This is a genomic window from Enterobacter sp. R-1.6.2, assembly GCF_035064085.1.
Lineage (GTDB): Bacteria > Pseudomonadota > Gammaproteobacteria > Enterobacterales > Enterobacteriaceae > Enterobacter > Enterobacter asburiae_B.
This window is the reverse complement of record NZ_JASEYI010000003.1, coordinates 1-13,962: the sequence shown is the minus strand read 5'-3', so window position 1 is coordinate 13,962 and position 13,962 is coordinate 1. Positions and strand designations below refer to the sequence as shown.

Below are 13,962 nucleotides of genomic sequence, written 5' to 3'. Positions count from 1 at the left end.
TCAGGTGCTATTCTGACCCAACACTGTTTAGTAAATTAAACAATAATCATGAACACAACACCTGAACTCCATTGTGATGTACTGATCATCGGCAGCGGCGCTGCCGGTCTCTCTCTGGCGCTGCGCCTGGCCGAGCATCAAAACGTTATCGTTTTGAGTAAAGGACCGATAAGTGAAGGTTCCACGTTTTATGCCCAGGGCGGCATTGCCGCCGTGTTTGATGAGACAGACAGCATTGCATCCCACGTCGAGGATACGCTCATTGCCGGAGCAGGGATCGTGGATGCACACGCCGCAGAGTTTGTCGCCAGCAATGCCCGTCACTGCGTTCAGTGGCTCATCGACCAGGGCGTCTTATTCGATACTCAGGTTCAACCCAACGGTGAAGAGAGCTACCACCTGACTCGCGAAGGCGGCCATAGTCACCGGCGCATCCTGCACGCAGCGGATGCCACCGGAAAAGAAGTGGAAACCACGCTGGTCAGTAAAGCGCTGAACCATCCTAATATTCGGGTTCTCGAGCGAAGCAATGCCGTTGACCTGATTATCTCTGACAAGATTGGCCTGCCCGGCACGCGTCGCGTGGTGGGCGCCTGGGTCTGGAATCGTAATAAAGAGAAGGTGGAAACCTGCCGGGCGAAGGCTGTGGTACTGGCGACGGGCGGTGCCTCCAAGGTGTATCAATACACCACGAACCCGGACATAGCCTCCGGAGACGGTATCGCTATGGCCTGGCGCGCTGGCTGCCGGGTGGCGAACCTCGAGTTTAATCAGTTTCACCCCACCGCCCTGTTCCACCCTCAGGCACGCAACTTTCTGCTGACGGAAGCCCTGCGCGGTGAAGGCGCTTATCTGAAACGCCCTGATGGCTCCCGCTTTATGCCCGACTTTGACGCCCGGGGTGAACTGGCCCCGCGTGACATCGTTGCTCGCGCCATCGATCATGAAATGAAGCGCCTTGGCGTAGACTGCATGTATCTCGATATCAGCCATAAGCCAGCAGAGTTCATTCGCCAGCATTTCCCGATGATTTATGAAAAGCTGCTCAATCTTGGCATTGATTTAACGCGCGACCCGGTGCCCATCGTGCCAGCGGCCCACTATACCTGCGGTGGCGTAATGGTTGACGATCATGGACGTACTGACGTAGACGGTCTGTATGCTATCGGTGAGGTCAGCTATACCGGACTTCACGGCGCGAACCGTATGGCCTCTAACTCGCTGCTTGAGTGTCTGGTGTACGGCTGGTCGGCGGCGGAAGATATCACGAAGCGCATGCCTTACGCCCGCGAGACAGAGCACCTGCCAGCCTGGGATGAAAGCCGCGTGGATAATCCGGACGAGCTGGTCGTGATCCAGCACAACTGGCATGAGCTACGGCTGTTTATGTGGGACTACGTGGGGATTGTGCGCACCACGAAACGCCTGGAACGCGCCTTGCGCCGCATCACCATGCTGCAGCAGGAAATTGATGAGTATTATGCTAATTTCCGCGTATCCAATAATCTGCTGGAGCTGCGCAATCTGGTGCAGGTTGCCGAGCTGATTGTTCGCTGCGCGATGATGCGTAAAGAGAGCCGCGGGCTACACTATACCCTGGACTACCCGGATCAGCTTGCTGAGTCCGGCCCGTCGATACTCGCCCCGCAGGTTTACATAAACAGATAAAACGCCTGGGTCAGGGCAGTGTAATCTTCGGAATAACGCTGGTCTGGCCCACGGATCACCATTCGGTCATTAAAGCATTCCCCCTCTTTTGGCGAGAGCGCCAGCAGTACGCGGTGCGGCAGTCGACCTTCCGTATCCGAAATATCGGTACGCAGACGTAACGTCCAGCCGATCTCCTGCGCGATACCGATGAACGTGTTGCCGGTACTCTCTGGCAGGACCACACAGAAAAAACCCTCTTCGGAGATGAGTTCTGCCGCGCTGGTGAGCAGCGCTTTATGATCGAGGGAGCCGGTATAACGCGCCTGTTCACGCTCGGGTGTCCCGCACTCAACGCCGGGCTCGTAGTAGGGAGGGTTGCTGACGATCAGATCGTAACGCGCGGTTTGTTCAGGCGCCCAGGCGAGCACATCTGCGCATTCCACTTTCATTCGGACTGCCCAGGGGGATTCGGCCATATTGTCACTCGCCTGCTCTGCGGCCTGCGCGTCCAGTTCGACGGCATCAATGATGACATGTTCTTCCGTACGCTGCGCCAGCATCAGCGCCACCAGCCCGCTGCCGGTACCGATATCAAGAATACGCTTAACACCTGCGACAGGCGCCCACGCTCCCAGTAAAATACCGTCTGTACCAACCTTCATGGCACAGCGATCGTGAGCGACAAAAAATTGTTTAAACGTAAAACCATCGCGGCGCAGCTGCGCTTTGAGTTGAGACATGTCAGGGCAACCTTCTAAGTGAAACTGGAGTAGCATAGGGGAAAGCGAAGTGGCCGAAAAGCGATATCCATACAAACAGATGAAGATTACAGCCGTAACGTCTATAATCAGCGCCCCACACAGAGGTAGAACATGACTGTAACGACTTTTTCCGAACTTGAACTCGATGAAAGCCTGCTCAATGCACTTGAGAGCAAAGGCTTTACACGCCCGACCGCCATTCAGGCAGCGGCCATTCCGCCTGCGCTTGAGGGCCGCGATGTGCTCGGTTCTGCGCCAACCGGCACGGGGAAGACAGCAGCCTATTTGCTGCCTGTGTTGCAGCATCTGCTCGACTTTCCGCGTAAAAAATCTGGCCCGCCGCGTATTTTGATCCTGACGCCTACGCGCGAACTGGCAATGCAGGTTGCCGATCACGCGCGTGAACTCGCGGCAAATACTCATCTGGATATCGCCACCATCACCGGCGGCGTTGCGTACATGAACCACGCCGAAGTGTTCAGCGAAAACCAGGACATCGTCGTTGCGACGACGGGCCGCCTGCTGCAGTACATTAAAGAAGAGAATTTCGACTGCCGTGCGGTTGAAACGCTGATCCTCGACGAAGCCGACCGCATGCTGGACATGGGCTTCGCACAGGATATCGAGCACATTGCAGGGGAAACGCGCTGGCGTAACCAGACGATGCTGTTCTCTGCCACCCTCGAAGGGGAAGCGATCAAAGACTTCGCAGAGCGTCTGCTGGAAGATCCGGTGGAAGTCTCGGCGACGCCGTCCACCCGTGAGCGTAAGAAGATCCACCAGTGGTACTACCGCGCGGATAACCTTGAGCACAAGGTCGAATTGCTGAAACACCTGCTGAAGCAGGAAGATGCTCTGCGCACAATCGTGTTTGTGCGTAAGCGCGAGCGCGTGCACGAGCTGGCTGAGATGCTGCGTAACGCCGGGATCAACAACTGCTATCTTGAAGGCGAGATGGCGCAGATCAAGCGTACCGAAGGCATTAAGCGCCTGACCGATGGCCGCGTTAACGTGCTGGTTGCGACTGACGTTGCCGCACGCGGGATCGACATCCCGGACGTCAGCCACGTCATTAACTTCGATATGCCGCGCAGCGGAGATACCTACCTGCACCGTATTGGTCGTACCGGCCGCGCGGGCCGCAAAGGGATTGCGATTTCACTGGTCGAAGCGCATGACTACCTGCTGCTGCAGAAAATTGGCCGCTATGTTGATGAGCCGCTGAAAGCGCGCGTTATTGACGAACTCCGCCCGACCACGCGTGCGCCGAGTGAAAAGATGACGGGTAAACCGTCCAAGAAAGCGCTCGCAAAACGTGCTGAGAGAAAAGAGAAAGAAAAAGAGAAACCGCGCGTGAAGCAGCGCCACCGCGATACCAAAAACATTGGTAAGCGCCGTAAGCCAAGCTCTGCCGCACCAGAGACGAAAACTGAAGAGTAAAAAAAGCCGGGGAAATCCCCGGCTTTTTTATTCCCCCCTGCTGAAGCCGTTACAGGCTTTCAGTAAAGGTACGTGCGATAACGTCGCGCTGCTGTTCTGGAGTCAGTGAGTTAAAGCGAACCGCATAGCCAGACACGCGGATGGTCAGCTGTGGGTATTTTTCTGGATGCTCAACGGCATCCATCAGCGTTTCGCGGCGCAGCACGTTTACGTTCAGGTGCTGACCACCTTCCACGCGCACTTCCGGCTGCACTTCCATAGGAACTTCACGGTATTCGATTTCGCCCAGTTTGTTTACCGGTACGATTTCATCTTCAGCAAAACCCGCTTTCGCAACGACGCAGCGCGCTTCGTTCTTCTCGCTGTCCAGCAGCCAGAAAGAATTGAGCAGATCGTCATTTGCAGCTTTAGTAATCTGGATACCTGTAATCATGTGTTGCCTCCCTTAGGCTACATTAACTCGTGTCGGCCTCTCGCGGCCAATTGGTAAAACCATTGTTTCTTGTGTGTATATATAACATTCACACCTCGGTGATTTATTGATTTAAATCAACAAAAACACCAACCACATAAAGAGTGTGGTTTGAATTTATTGTTTTAGATCAATTTCACAACCTTACCAATTCAACTTACCCTATATGTTTTCAAAATAAATTTAGCCACTTAGCACGTATTTCAGCGCGTAATTTTGCTCACCGGGGTGAAACAGGTAAGCTAGTCAGAGATTGAGATTCGCAGGAGAGCGAGATGACGACACCTTTAACCTGGCATGACGTGCTGGCAGAAGAAAAGCAGCAGCCTTATTTTATCAATACGCTCAGCACCGTTGCCGCTGAGCGTCAGTCCGGACAGACGATTTACCCGCCGCAGAAAGACGTGTTTAACGCCTTTCGCTACACCGAACTGAGCGATGTGAAAGTGGTCATTCTGGGCCAGGATCCCTATCACGGCCCCGGGCAGGCGCATGGGCTGGCGTTTTCCGTTCGTCCGGGCGTGGCTACCCCCCCTTCTCTGCTCAACATGTATAAAGAGCTTGAAGCAACCGTGCCCGGTTTTACCCGGCCAAACCACGGTTACCTGGAAAGCTGGGCGCGCCAGGGCGTGCTGTTGCTGAATACGGTGCTTACCGTACGGGCGGGTCAGGCGCACTCGCACGCCAGTCTGGGCTGGGAGACGTTTACCGATAAAGTCATCAGCCTTATCAACGAGCATCGTGAAGGGGTGGTGTTTTTACTCTGGGGTTCTCACGCGCAGAAGAAAGGGGCGATTATTGACCGTCAGCGTCATCACGTGCTGAAAGCACCGCACCCGTCACCGCTGTCTGCGCATCGCGGTTTCTTTGGCAGTAATCATTTTGTTCTGGCGAATGAATGGCTGGAAAAACGTGGCAAAAAGCCGATTGACTGGATGCCTGTATTACCGGCAGAGAGCGAGTAGTTTGAGTTTGTATGCCCGGCTCACCGGGCATACAAAAAGCATAATGGCTTATGCCTTGTTCTGACGCCACCATTCGGCCAGCAGTACGCCGGTCGCAACGGATACGTTCAGACTTTCCACATTGCCTGTTCCGTCGATAGAGACGCTCAGATCCGCACTGGAGAGCGCCGCGTCAGACAGACCATCACGTTCCTGACCTAATACCAGCACCATTTTGCGCGGCAGCGTCGCTTTAAACAGCGGCGTACCGGCATGGCTTGAGGTGGTCACGATGGAATAACCCGCTTTACGGAACTGCTCGAGTGCGTCCAGAACGCTGTCGCCGGTGATCGGCTGTACGTGCTCGGCTCCGCCTTCCGCAGTACGGATCGCGGCACCGGATTCCAGCAGCGCGGCATCCTGCAACAGCACGCCTTTCACGCCAAAGTGCGCGCAGCTACGCATCATTGCGCCCAGGTTGTGCGGGTTGCCCACATCTTCCAGGGCCAGCACGCAGTCATCGGCATCCGCCTGGCTGACCCACTGCTGCACGGTCGTGCCGTTACGCTTTTTGATCAGGAAGCAGACGCCGCCGTGGTGTTCAGTGCCGGACGCTTTGGTCAGCTCGGCATCATCAACCACGTGGTAGGCTTTACGGTTCGCGGCCATCCAGCGCAGCGCTTCTTTGAAGCGCGGGGTCACGCTCTGGATAAACCAGGCGCGGACGATACACTCAGGACGGCTCAGGAACAGCGCCTGGCAGGCGTTCTCGCCATACACGCGGGTCTCTTCCGCACGCTGACGGCGCAGCACTTCCGGGTCGATAAAGCTTTTACCGCTGATACCGCCGTGATCGGCTTTTTCCGGCGTCTCATCGCCAGGGGCGCGAGAAACGGTGCGCCACGGTGAGGCGTTATCACGTGAGAAGTCATCACGCGGACGATCGTCGCGTGGACGGTCACTGCGTGGGCGGTCGGAGCGCGGACGGTCATCGCGTTTGCGATCGTCACGTTTGCGGTCATCACCGCGGTTATTTCTGTCATCGCGGGCGGGGCGACGGCCACCGTCTGCACGAGAAGACGCCGGACGCCCGCCACCTTTTCCGGTACGCGGATTTTGGGTGCGTTTATCAGAGTCATCATCACTGCGGACATACATCACTTTGACCTTGCCGCTTTTGTTTTTCATTTCGTCGTTCATGCTTTTCTCCACCAGCGCTGCGCGAAGCGCGCAGATTACCCGATGTGCCAGCGCATAGCCATAATTTCGTACAAAAGCCTGTGACTATTGTTCTCATTGAATAAAACGCATTGTTGTTTCAAACAGGCTCATTGATAATATGTAACATATTAGAAACATTATCGGCGTTGTGCCGCTGTCCCACGGCTCTATCAGAGGTTAGTTATGAATACCGTATGTGCCAACTGTCAGGCTCTTAATCGCATTCCGGACGATCGGATGGAAGATGGTGCGAAATGCGGACGTTGTGGCCATGAATTATTTGATGGCGATGTCATTAACGCGACGGGTGCTACGCTGGACAAACTCCTCAAGGACGATCTTCCTGTCGTGATCGATTTCTGGGCGCCATGGTGCGGCCCTTGCCGTAGCTTCGCGCCGATTTTCGAAGATGTGGCCGAAGAGCGCAGCGGAAAAATGCGGTTCGTTAAGGTCAATACCGAAGCCGAACCCGAACTGAGCGCACGTTTTCGTATTCGCAGCATCCCGACCATTATGATTTTCAAAAATGGCGAAGTGATCGATATGCTCAACGGTGCGGTTCCAAAAGCACCTTTTGAAAGCTGGTTAAACGAGTCGCTGTAACATTCACGGGGCACGTCTTGTGCCCCGCTCCCGCCTCTGCGAAAATAGCGTTTTTCCTGCATTTCGCCCATGACTGATAACGCCGTTCTTAAATTACGCGCCGAACGCCTTGCGCGCGCCACCCGACCGTTCCTCGCACGAGGCAACCGTATTCGCCGCTGTCAGCGCTGCCTGCTGCCGCTGAAGGTTTGTCTGTGCGAGACGCTGGCACCGAGTACGGCACAGAGCCGTTTTTGTCTGGTCATGTTCGATACCGAGCCGATGAAACCCAGCAATACGGGGCGTCTTATCGCCGATATTCTGCCGGATACCGCCGCGTTTCAGTGGTCCCGTACAGAGCCGCCTCAGGCCCTGCTCGATTTAGTAGCCAGCCCCGACTACCAGCCGATGGTCGTCTTCCCCGCGTCATATGCAGGTGTGGATCGCCAGGTGCTTTCAGCGCCGCCATCCGGTAAACCACCGCTGTTTATCATGCTGGACGGTACATGGACCGAAGCGCGAAAAATGTTTCGCAAAAGCCCGTATCTCGACGCGATGCCGGTGATTTCTGTCGATCTTTCCCGCGTCTCCGCCTACCGCCTGCGTGAAGCGCATGCTGACGGGCAATACTGCACCGCCGAAGTGGCGATTGCGCTTCTGGATTTAGCGGGAGATACCGCTGCGGCTGGTGCCCTGGGCAACCATTTCTCATGCTTCCGGGAGCGCTATCTGGCGGGAAAAACCGTTCATAAGGGCAGCGTCACAGCGCCCGAGCCAGAAAGCGTTTAAAATCATCAGGTCGCTTGCATTCACAGGAGGCCTGCATGAGCCAGCGAGGGTTAGAAGCGCTACTTCGTCCTAAATCCATTGCCGTTATCGGCGCATCAATGAAGCCGGATCGTGCTGGCTATCTGATGATGCGCAATCTGCTGGCCGGGGGATTTAATGGCCCCGTCATGCCCGTCACGCCGTCTTATAAGGCCGTTCAGGGGGTACTTGCATGGCCTGATGTACAAAGCCTGCCTTTCGTGCCGGATCTTGCCGTACTTTGTACAAACGCGAAGCGCAACCCGGAACTGCTGGAATCACTCGGCAAGAAAGGGTGTAAAACCTGCATTATTCTTTCGTCTCCGCCTGAACAGAAAGCCGAGCTTCTGGCCTGCGCCAGCCGCTATCAAATGCGCATTCTTGGGCCAAACAGTCTGGGCCTGCTTGCCCCCTGGCAGGGGCTGAATGCCAGTTTCTCCCCGGTTCCGATCCGCAAAGGCAAACTGGCGTTTATCTCGCAGTCGGCTGCGGTATCGAACACCATCCTCGACTGGGCGCAGCAGCGTGAAATGGGATTCTCCTACTTCATTGCCCTGGGAGACAGCCTGGATATCGACGTCGATGAGCTGCTGGATTTTCTGGCGCGTGACGGCAAAACCAGCGCGATCCTGCTTTATCTTGAGCACCTCAGCGACGCGCGTCGTTTTGTCTCGGCTGCGCGAAGCGCTTCGCGCAATAAGCCGATCCTGGTGATCAAAAGCGGACGCAGCCCTGCGGCACAGCGTCTGCTGCATTCTCATTCCGGCATGGATCCCGCCTGGGACGCCGCCATTCAGCGCGCGGGGTTGCTGCGGGTACAGGATACGCACGAGCTTTTTTCCGCCGTTGAGACGTTAAGCCATATGCGCCCGTTGCGCGGTGAGAAGCTAATGATTGTCAGTAACGGTGCGGCCCCTGCCGCGCTCGCGCTGGACGAGCTGTGGCGGCGCTTCGGCAAGCTGGCAACGCTGAGTGAAGAGACGCTGCAGCGCCTGAAAGAAGCGCTTCCGACCAGCGTGACGCCCGGCAATCCGCTTGATTTGCGCGATGACGCCAGCAGCGACCGCTACATCAGGGCGATCTCCATTTTGCTGGATAGCCAGGATTTCGATGCGCTGATGATTATCCATTCCCCCAGCGCGGTCGCGCCGGGCAGTGAAAGCGCGCGCGCGCTCATTGATGCCGTGCGCAACCATCCGCGAGGTAAATACGTTACCCTGCTCACCAACTGGTGCGGTGAGTTTTCCTCTCAGGAGGCGCGGCGCTTGTTCAGCGAGGCCGGGCTGCCAACCTACCGCACGCCGGAAGGCACCATCACCGCGTTTATGCATATGGTGGAATATCGCCGCAACCAGAAACAGCTGCGTGAGACGCCGGCTTTGCCGGGTAATCTGACGGCGAACACCGTCGACGTTCACCGGCTGTTGCAGCAGGCCATTGAAGAAGGCGCGACCTCGCTTGATACGCATGAGGTCCAGCCCATTCTGGGCAGCTACGGGATGCAAACCCTGCCGACCTGGATCGCCAGCGACAGCGCAGAGGCCGTGCATATAGCCGAACAGATTGGCTATCCGGTGGCCCTGAAGCTCCGCTCCCCGGATATTCCGCATAAGTCTGATGTTCAGGGGGTTATGTTATACCTGCGTACGGCGACTGAGGTGCAGCAGGCAGCTGATGCCATTTTTGATCGGGTCAAAATGGCCTGGCCGCAGGCAAGGATCCACGGATTGCTGGTGCAAAGCATGGCCAACCGCGCAGGTGCTCAGGAATTACGGGTAGTTGTTGAACACGATCCCGTCTTCGGCCCGCTCATCATGCTGGGAGAGGGTGGCGTTGAGTGGCGTCCGGAGGAGCAGGCCGTGGTGGCGTTACCGCCGCTGAACATGAACCTGGCGCGTTATCTGATCATCCAGGCGATTAAAAGTAAAAAGATCCGTGGCCGGAGTGCGCTGCGCCCGCTTGATATAGCCGGGTTAAGTCAGTTCCTGGTGCAGGTGTCTAACCTGATTGTGGATTGTGCCGAAATCCAGCGGCTGGACATTCATCCGCTACTCGCCTCGGGCAATGAGTTTACGGCCCTGGACGTGACCCTGGATATCGCGCCATTCGAAGGAGACAGAGAGAGCCGTCTGGCGATCCGCCCGTATCCCCTGCAGCTGGAGGAGTGGGTTGAGATGAAGAATGGAGAACGCGCCTTGTTCCGCCCTATTCTGCCGGAAGATGAGCCCCAGCTGCGGGCCTTTATCTCTCAGGTCACGAAAGAGGATCTTTATTATCGCTATTTTAGCGAAATCAACGAATTTACCCACGATGATTTAGCCAATATGACCCAGATCGACTACGATCGAGAAATGGCGTTTGTTGCCGTTCGTCGCTCCGATAAGGGGGATGAGATCCTCGGCGTCACGCGTGCGATTTCTGACCCGGATAACGTCGATGCGGAGTTTGCGGTGCTGGTGCGCTCCGATCTTAAAGGCCTGGGTCTGGGGAGACGGCTGCTGGAAAAACTCATCAGTTATACGCGAGATCACGGATTGTTACGCCTCAATGGCATTACTATGCCTAACAATCGCGGTATGGTGACCCTGGCGCGAAAACTTGGGTTTGACGTTGATATTCAACTGGACGAAGGTATTGTGGCCTTGTCCCTCAGTCTGACATCAACAGACAAACGCGAGTAAGCTACTGGAAATGTTACCCACTTTGGACGGGACTGGTGGTATCATTGTCCGCTTATGTTGTTTGCATGGTACAGACAACCCTTCAATGAACAGAGAAGAAACGCACTGTGATGTTGTCAAAATTTAAGCGTAATAAACATCAACAACACCTTGCTCAACTACCGAAGATTTCTCAGTCAGTTGATGATGTAGAGTTCTTTTACGCTCCCGCTCATTTTCGGGAGACGCTTCTGGAAAAGATTGCCAGCGCCACGCGACGCATTTGCATTGTAGCGCTCTATCTTGAACAGGATGAAGGCGGGCGCGCGATCCTGAACGCGCTCTATGAAGCCAAACGTCAGCGCCCGGAACTCGATGTTCGCGTGCTGGTCGACTGGCATCGCGCTCAGCGTGGCCGTATTGGCGCTGCCGCGTCAAACACCAATGCCGACTGGTATTGCCGCACTGCGCAGGAAAATCCTGGCGTTGATGTGCCTGTTTATGGCGTCCCGGTTAATACCCGTGAAGCGCTCGGCGTACTTCATTTCAAGGGCTTCATCATTGATGACAGCGTGCTTTACAGCGGCGCAAGTCTGAATGATGTTTACCTTCATCAGCTCGATAAATATCGCTACGACCGCTACCATCTGATCCGTAATCCGCAGATGGCCGATATCATGTTTAACTGGGTTGATAAAAATCTGGTCCATGGCCGCGGTGTTAATCGCCTTGACGATCCCGAACGTCCTAAAAGCCCGGAAATCAAAAACGATGTTCGCGCCTTCCGCCAGGAGCTGCGTGATGCGGTCTATCATTTCCAGGGCGATGCGAACAACGAAGAGTTATCCGTTACCCCGCTGGTAGGGCTTGGTAAATCAAGCCTGCTGAACAAAACGATATTCCATCTGATGCCGTGCGCGGAGCAGAAACTCACCATCTGTACGCCGTACTTCAACCTTCCTGCCGTGCTGGTGCGTAATATCATTCAGCTGCTGCGCGACGGTAAAAAAGTGGAAATCATCGTTGGTGATAAAACCGCAAACGACTTCTTCATTCCTGAAGATCAGCCGTTCAAAATCATCGGTGCGCTGCCTTATCTCTATGAGATCAACCTGCGCCGTTTCCTGAGCCGTTTACAGTATTACGTAAACACTGACCAGCTGGTTGTGCGTCTCTGGAAAGATGAGGACAACACTTACCATCTGAAAGGAATGTGGGTCGACGATGAGTGGATGCTGCTGACCGGTAATAACCTGAACCCACGCGCGTGGCGACTGGATCTGGAAAACGCTATCCTAATCCATGACCCGCAGCACGAGTTAGCCGCAAAACGTGAACGTGAGCTGGAGCTGATTCGCACGCATACCACTGTGGTTAATCATTACCGCGAACTGCAGAGCATTGCCGATTATCCGGTAAAAGTCCGCAAGCTTATCCGCCGCTTACGTCGTATCCGTATCGACCGACTTATCAGCCGTATTCTGTAATGTCCAGGCCCTGCCACCCGCAGGGCTTTTTTATGGAGCCGTTGATGCGTATTCCTCTGTTACTTAGCGTCCTCTTTCTGACTGGCTGTAGCCATATGGCCAACGATAACTGGTCCGGACAGGATAAAGCCCAGCATTTCCTCGCTTCCGCGATGTTGTCCGCAGCCGGCAATGAATATGCGCAGCATCAGGGATACAGCCGGGATCGTAGCGCGGCGATAGGGTTGATGTTCTCAGTCAGTCTTGGAGCATCAAAAGAACTGTGGGATAGCCGCCCCGCTGGGAGCGGCTGGAGCTGGAAAGATTTCGCCTGGGATGTCGCCGGCGCAACGACCGGCTATGCCGTGTGGCAGATGGCGCGCTATTAAAGTCGAATGCCTTTCCCTTTGCGATGCAACATCAGGGAAACAATAAAGGCCAGTGCGCCCATTATCGTTACGTACCAGAAGAATGTCGTTTCACTTCCCCATGATTTAAGCGACAACGCAACGTACTCCGCCGATCCGCCAAACAACGCATTAGCTACCGCATAAGAGAGCCCTACCCCTAAAGCACGTACCTGCGCCGGGAACATTTCAGCTTTCAGTATTCCGCTGATAGAGGTATAGAAACTGACAATCACCATCGCCAGCATCACCAGCGCAAACGCCGCATACGGCGAAGTCACATGCTGAAGGGCCGACAGAATAGGTACGGTACATAATGCCGACAGGCCGCCGAAAATCAGCATCGACGTACGTCGACCGATTTTATCCGAGAGCGCACCGATAATGGGTTGTATGAGCATAAAGACAAACAGCGCCACGGTCATGACTACGCTGGCGACGTTTGCGTGCATGCCGGTGGTGTTCACCAGGTACTTCTGCATGTAGGTGGTGAACGTGTAAAAACTGAGAGAGCCGCCCGCAGTAAAGCCCAGCACCATGAGGAAAGCTTTGCGGTTACGCCATAACCCTTTGAATGTTCCCGCCTCCTTCAGCGTTCTGACTTCCTTCTGAGAGGTTTCATCTAACTGACGGCGTAGCCAAAGTGCGACCACCGCCAGTACTGCGCCCATCGCGAAAGGAATTCGCCATCCCCAGGCGTGAAGTTGTTCATCCGTCAGAATTTGCTGCAGGATCACAACCACAAGAATGGCTAGCAGTTGACCACCAATCAGCGTGACGTACTGGAATGAGGCGTAAAAACCTTTACGGCCTTCCAGGGCAATCTCACTCATGTAGGTCGCACTGGTACCGTATTCACCCCCTACCGATAATCCCTGGAATAAGCGGGCCAGTAATAGTAGCGCCGGTGCCCAGGTGCCAATCGATTCATATCCCGGTAAGCAGGCGATCACCAGAGAACCAAAGCACATCATGCACACCGAGATCAGCATAGAAGCCTTACGGCCGCGACGATCCGCAATGCGGCCAAACAGCCAGCCCCCGATGGGCCGCATTAAAAACCCTGCGGCAAATACCCCCGCCGTTTGTAGCAGCTGCGTTGTGGTGTTGCCGGATGGGAAGAAAATATGTGCGAAGTAGAGTGAACAGAATGAGTAGACGTAAAAGTCGAACCATTCAACCAGATTCCCTGAAGAGGCGCTGACGATTGCCCATACCCTTCTTCGGGTATCACTGTTAGCCAGCGTCCCGTTTGATGTAATGCTTTCTGTCATTGTGATTATGCTCCTGCCATAAACAGCGGCGTATTGAGCCAGGAGACTCAATTACCTCGTAAATGAAATGTTATAATTTTGTTATAAATAACATTGCGACAAGGATCACACATTCCATTAGCAGGATAAGGGATTAAGAGAAAGGCCAGAAAGGGTAACCACAAAGCAAAAAACCCCGCACCTTGCGGTACGGGGTTCTTCTAATTGATGCCTGGCAGTTCCCTACTCTCACATGGGGAGACCCCACACTACCATCGGCGCTACGGCGTTTCACTTCT

12 protein-coding genes are annotated in these 13,962 nt (G+C 55.0%); 8 read left to right on the top strand and 4 right to left on the bottom strand.

The window, feature by feature from the left end; all coding sequences use genetic code 11:
• Positions 1-48 precede the first annotated feature (48 nt).
• A complete protein-coding gene (gene nadB / locus QMN93_RS03815) occupies positions 49-1,668 on the top strand; it encodes an L-aspartate oxidase (protein ID WP_048976589.1) in 1,620 nt (539 codons plus the stop codon).
• Here nadB and QMN93_RS03810 read toward each other — a convergent pair.
• Positions 1,653-2,390, bottom strand: coding sequence for a tRNA1(Val) (adenine(37)-N6)-methyltransferase (locus QMN93_RS03810; protein ID WP_033146241.1), 738 nt, complete (start codon positions 2,388-2,390; stop codon positions 1,653-1,655). The genes nadB and QMN93_RS03810 overlap by 16 nt on opposite strands.
• A gap of 132 nt (positions 2,391-2,522) precedes the next feature.
• Between QMN93_RS03810 and srmB the strand changes: the two genes are divergently transcribed.
• Entirely contained in the window at positions 2,523-3,851 is a 1,329-nt protein-coding gene (gene srmB, locus QMN93_RS03805) for an ATP-dependent RNA helicase SrmB (RefSeq protein ID WP_023308854.1), read from the top strand.
• 49 nt (positions 3,852-3,900) lie between these two features.
• Here srmB and grcA read toward each other — a convergent pair whose 3' ends face one another.
• Positions 3,901-4,284, bottom strand: a complete 384-nt coding sequence (gene grcA / locus QMN93_RS03800) for an autonomous glycyl radical cofactor GrcA (RefSeq protein ID WP_029741127.1) — start codon at positions 4,282-4,284, stop codon at positions 3,901-3,903.
• A 314-nt stretch (positions 4,285-4,598) separates the two neighbouring features.
• Here grcA and ung point away from each other — a divergent pair, with 314 nt between their 5' ends.
• Complete coding sequence (gene ung / locus QMN93_RS03795) at positions 4,599-5,288, top strand: uracil-DNA glycosylase (RefSeq protein ID WP_193139817.1); 690 nt, start codon at positions 4,599-4,601, stop codon at positions 5,286-5,288.
• A 48-nt stretch (positions 5,289-5,336) separates the two neighbouring features.
• Here the strand turns inward: ung and QMN93_RS03790 are convergent, their stop codons facing one another.
• Positions 5,337-6,467, bottom strand: a complete 1,131-nt coding sequence (locus QMN93_RS03790; RefSeq protein WP_029741125.1) for a tRNA/rRNA methyltransferase — start codon at positions 6,465-6,467, stop codon at positions 5,337-5,339.
• Positions 6,468-6,671: 204 nt separating this feature from the next.
• On the opposite strand from QMN93_RS03790, the gene trxC reads away from it, so the two are divergent.
• From trxC to QMN93_RS03760, 5 genes are all read left to right on the top strand, one after another.
• Positions 6,672-7,091, top strand: a complete 420-nt coding sequence (gene trxC, locus QMN93_RS03785) for a thioredoxin TrxC (RefSeq protein ID WP_023308858.1) — start codon at positions 6,672-6,674, stop codon at positions 7,089-7,091.
• A gap of 69 nt (positions 7,092-7,160) precedes the next feature.
• Positions 7,161-7,859, top strand: coding sequence for a tRNA-uridine aminocarboxypropyltransferase (locus tag QMN93_RS03780; protein ID WP_182383892.1), 699 nt, complete (start codon positions 7,161-7,163; stop codon positions 7,857-7,859).
• Positions 7,860-7,894: 35 nt separating this feature from the next.
• A complete protein-coding gene (gene pat / locus QMN93_RS03775) occupies positions 7,895-10,558 on the top strand; it encodes a protein lysine acetyltransferase (protein WP_047060789.1) in 2,664 nt (887 codons plus the stop codon).
• 110 nt (positions 10,559-10,668) lie between these two features.
• Positions 10,669-12,024 (top strand): CDP-diacylglycerol--serine O-phosphatidyltransferase, encoded by a 1,356-nt coding sequence (pssA, locus tag QMN93_RS03765; RefSeq protein WP_023333068.1) that lies wholly within the window; start codon positions 10,669-10,671, stop codon positions 12,022-12,024.
• A 44-nt stretch (positions 12,025-12,068) separates the two neighbouring features.
• Entirely contained in the window at positions 12,069-12,392 is a 324-nt protein-coding gene (locus tag QMN93_RS03760; protein WP_033146245.1) for a YfiM family lipoprotein, read from the top strand.
• On the opposite strand, the gene QMN93_RS03755 is transcribed toward QMN93_RS03760, so the two are convergent.
• The gene (locus QMN93_RS03755) at positions 12,389-13,684 is read right to left on the bottom strand and encodes an MFS transporter (protein WP_029741120.1); all 1,296 of its coding nucleotides are present in this window, start codon (positions 13,682-13,684) and stop codon (positions 12,389-12,391) included. The two genes, QMN93_RS03760 and QMN93_RS03755, sit on opposite strands and share 4 nt — an antisense overlap.
• Positions 13,685-13,962: the final 278 nt, after the last annotated feature.

What these genes read in the sequence shown, in the direction of transcription:
- nadB (WP_048976589.1), top strand. Translation starts at nt 49, where the DNA reads ATGAACACAACACCTGAACTCCATTGTGATGTACTGATCATCGGCAGC.
- QMN93_RS03810 (WP_033146241.1), bottom strand. Translation starts at nt 2,390, where the DNA reads ATGTCTCAACTCAAAGCGCAGCTGCGCCGCGATGGTTTTACGTTTAAA.
- srmB (WP_023308854.1), top strand. Translation starts at nt 2,523, where the DNA reads ATGACTGTAACGACTTTTTCCGAACTTGAACTCGATGAAAGCCTGCTC.
- grcA (WP_029741127.1), bottom strand. Translation starts at nt 4,284, where the DNA reads ATGATTACAGGTATCCAGATTACTAAAGCTGCAAATGACGATCTGCTC.
- ung (WP_193139817.1), top strand. Translation starts at nt 4,599, where the DNA reads ATGACGACACCTTTAACCTGGCATGACGTGCTGGCAGAAGAAAAGCAG.
- QMN93_RS03790 (WP_029741125.1), bottom strand. Translation starts at nt 6,467, where the DNA reads ATGAACGACGAAATGAAAAACAAAAGCGGCAAGGTCAAAGTGATGTAT.
- trxC (WP_023308858.1), top strand. Translation starts at nt 6,672, where the DNA reads ATGAATACCGTATGTGCCAACTGTCAGGCTCTTAATCGCATTCCGGAC.
- QMN93_RS03780 (WP_182383892.1), top strand. Translation starts at nt 7,161, where the DNA reads ATGACTGATAACGCCGTTCTTAAATTACGCGCCGAACGCCTTGCGCGC.
- pat (WP_047060789.1), top strand. Translation starts at nt 7,895, where the DNA reads ATGAGCCAGCGAGGGTTAGAAGCGCTACTTCGTCCTAAATCCATTGCC.
- pssA (WP_023333068.1), top strand. Translation starts at nt 10,669, where the DNA reads ATGTTGTCAAAATTTAAGCGTAATAAACATCAACAACACCTTGCTCAA.
- QMN93_RS03760 (WP_033146245.1), top strand. Translation starts at nt 12,069, where the DNA reads ATGCGTATTCCTCTGTTACTTAGCGTCCTCTTTCTGACTGGCTGTAGC.
- QMN93_RS03755 (WP_029741120.1), bottom strand. Translation starts at nt 13,684, where the DNA reads ATGACAGAAAGCATTACATCAAACGGGACGCTGGCTAACAGTGATACC.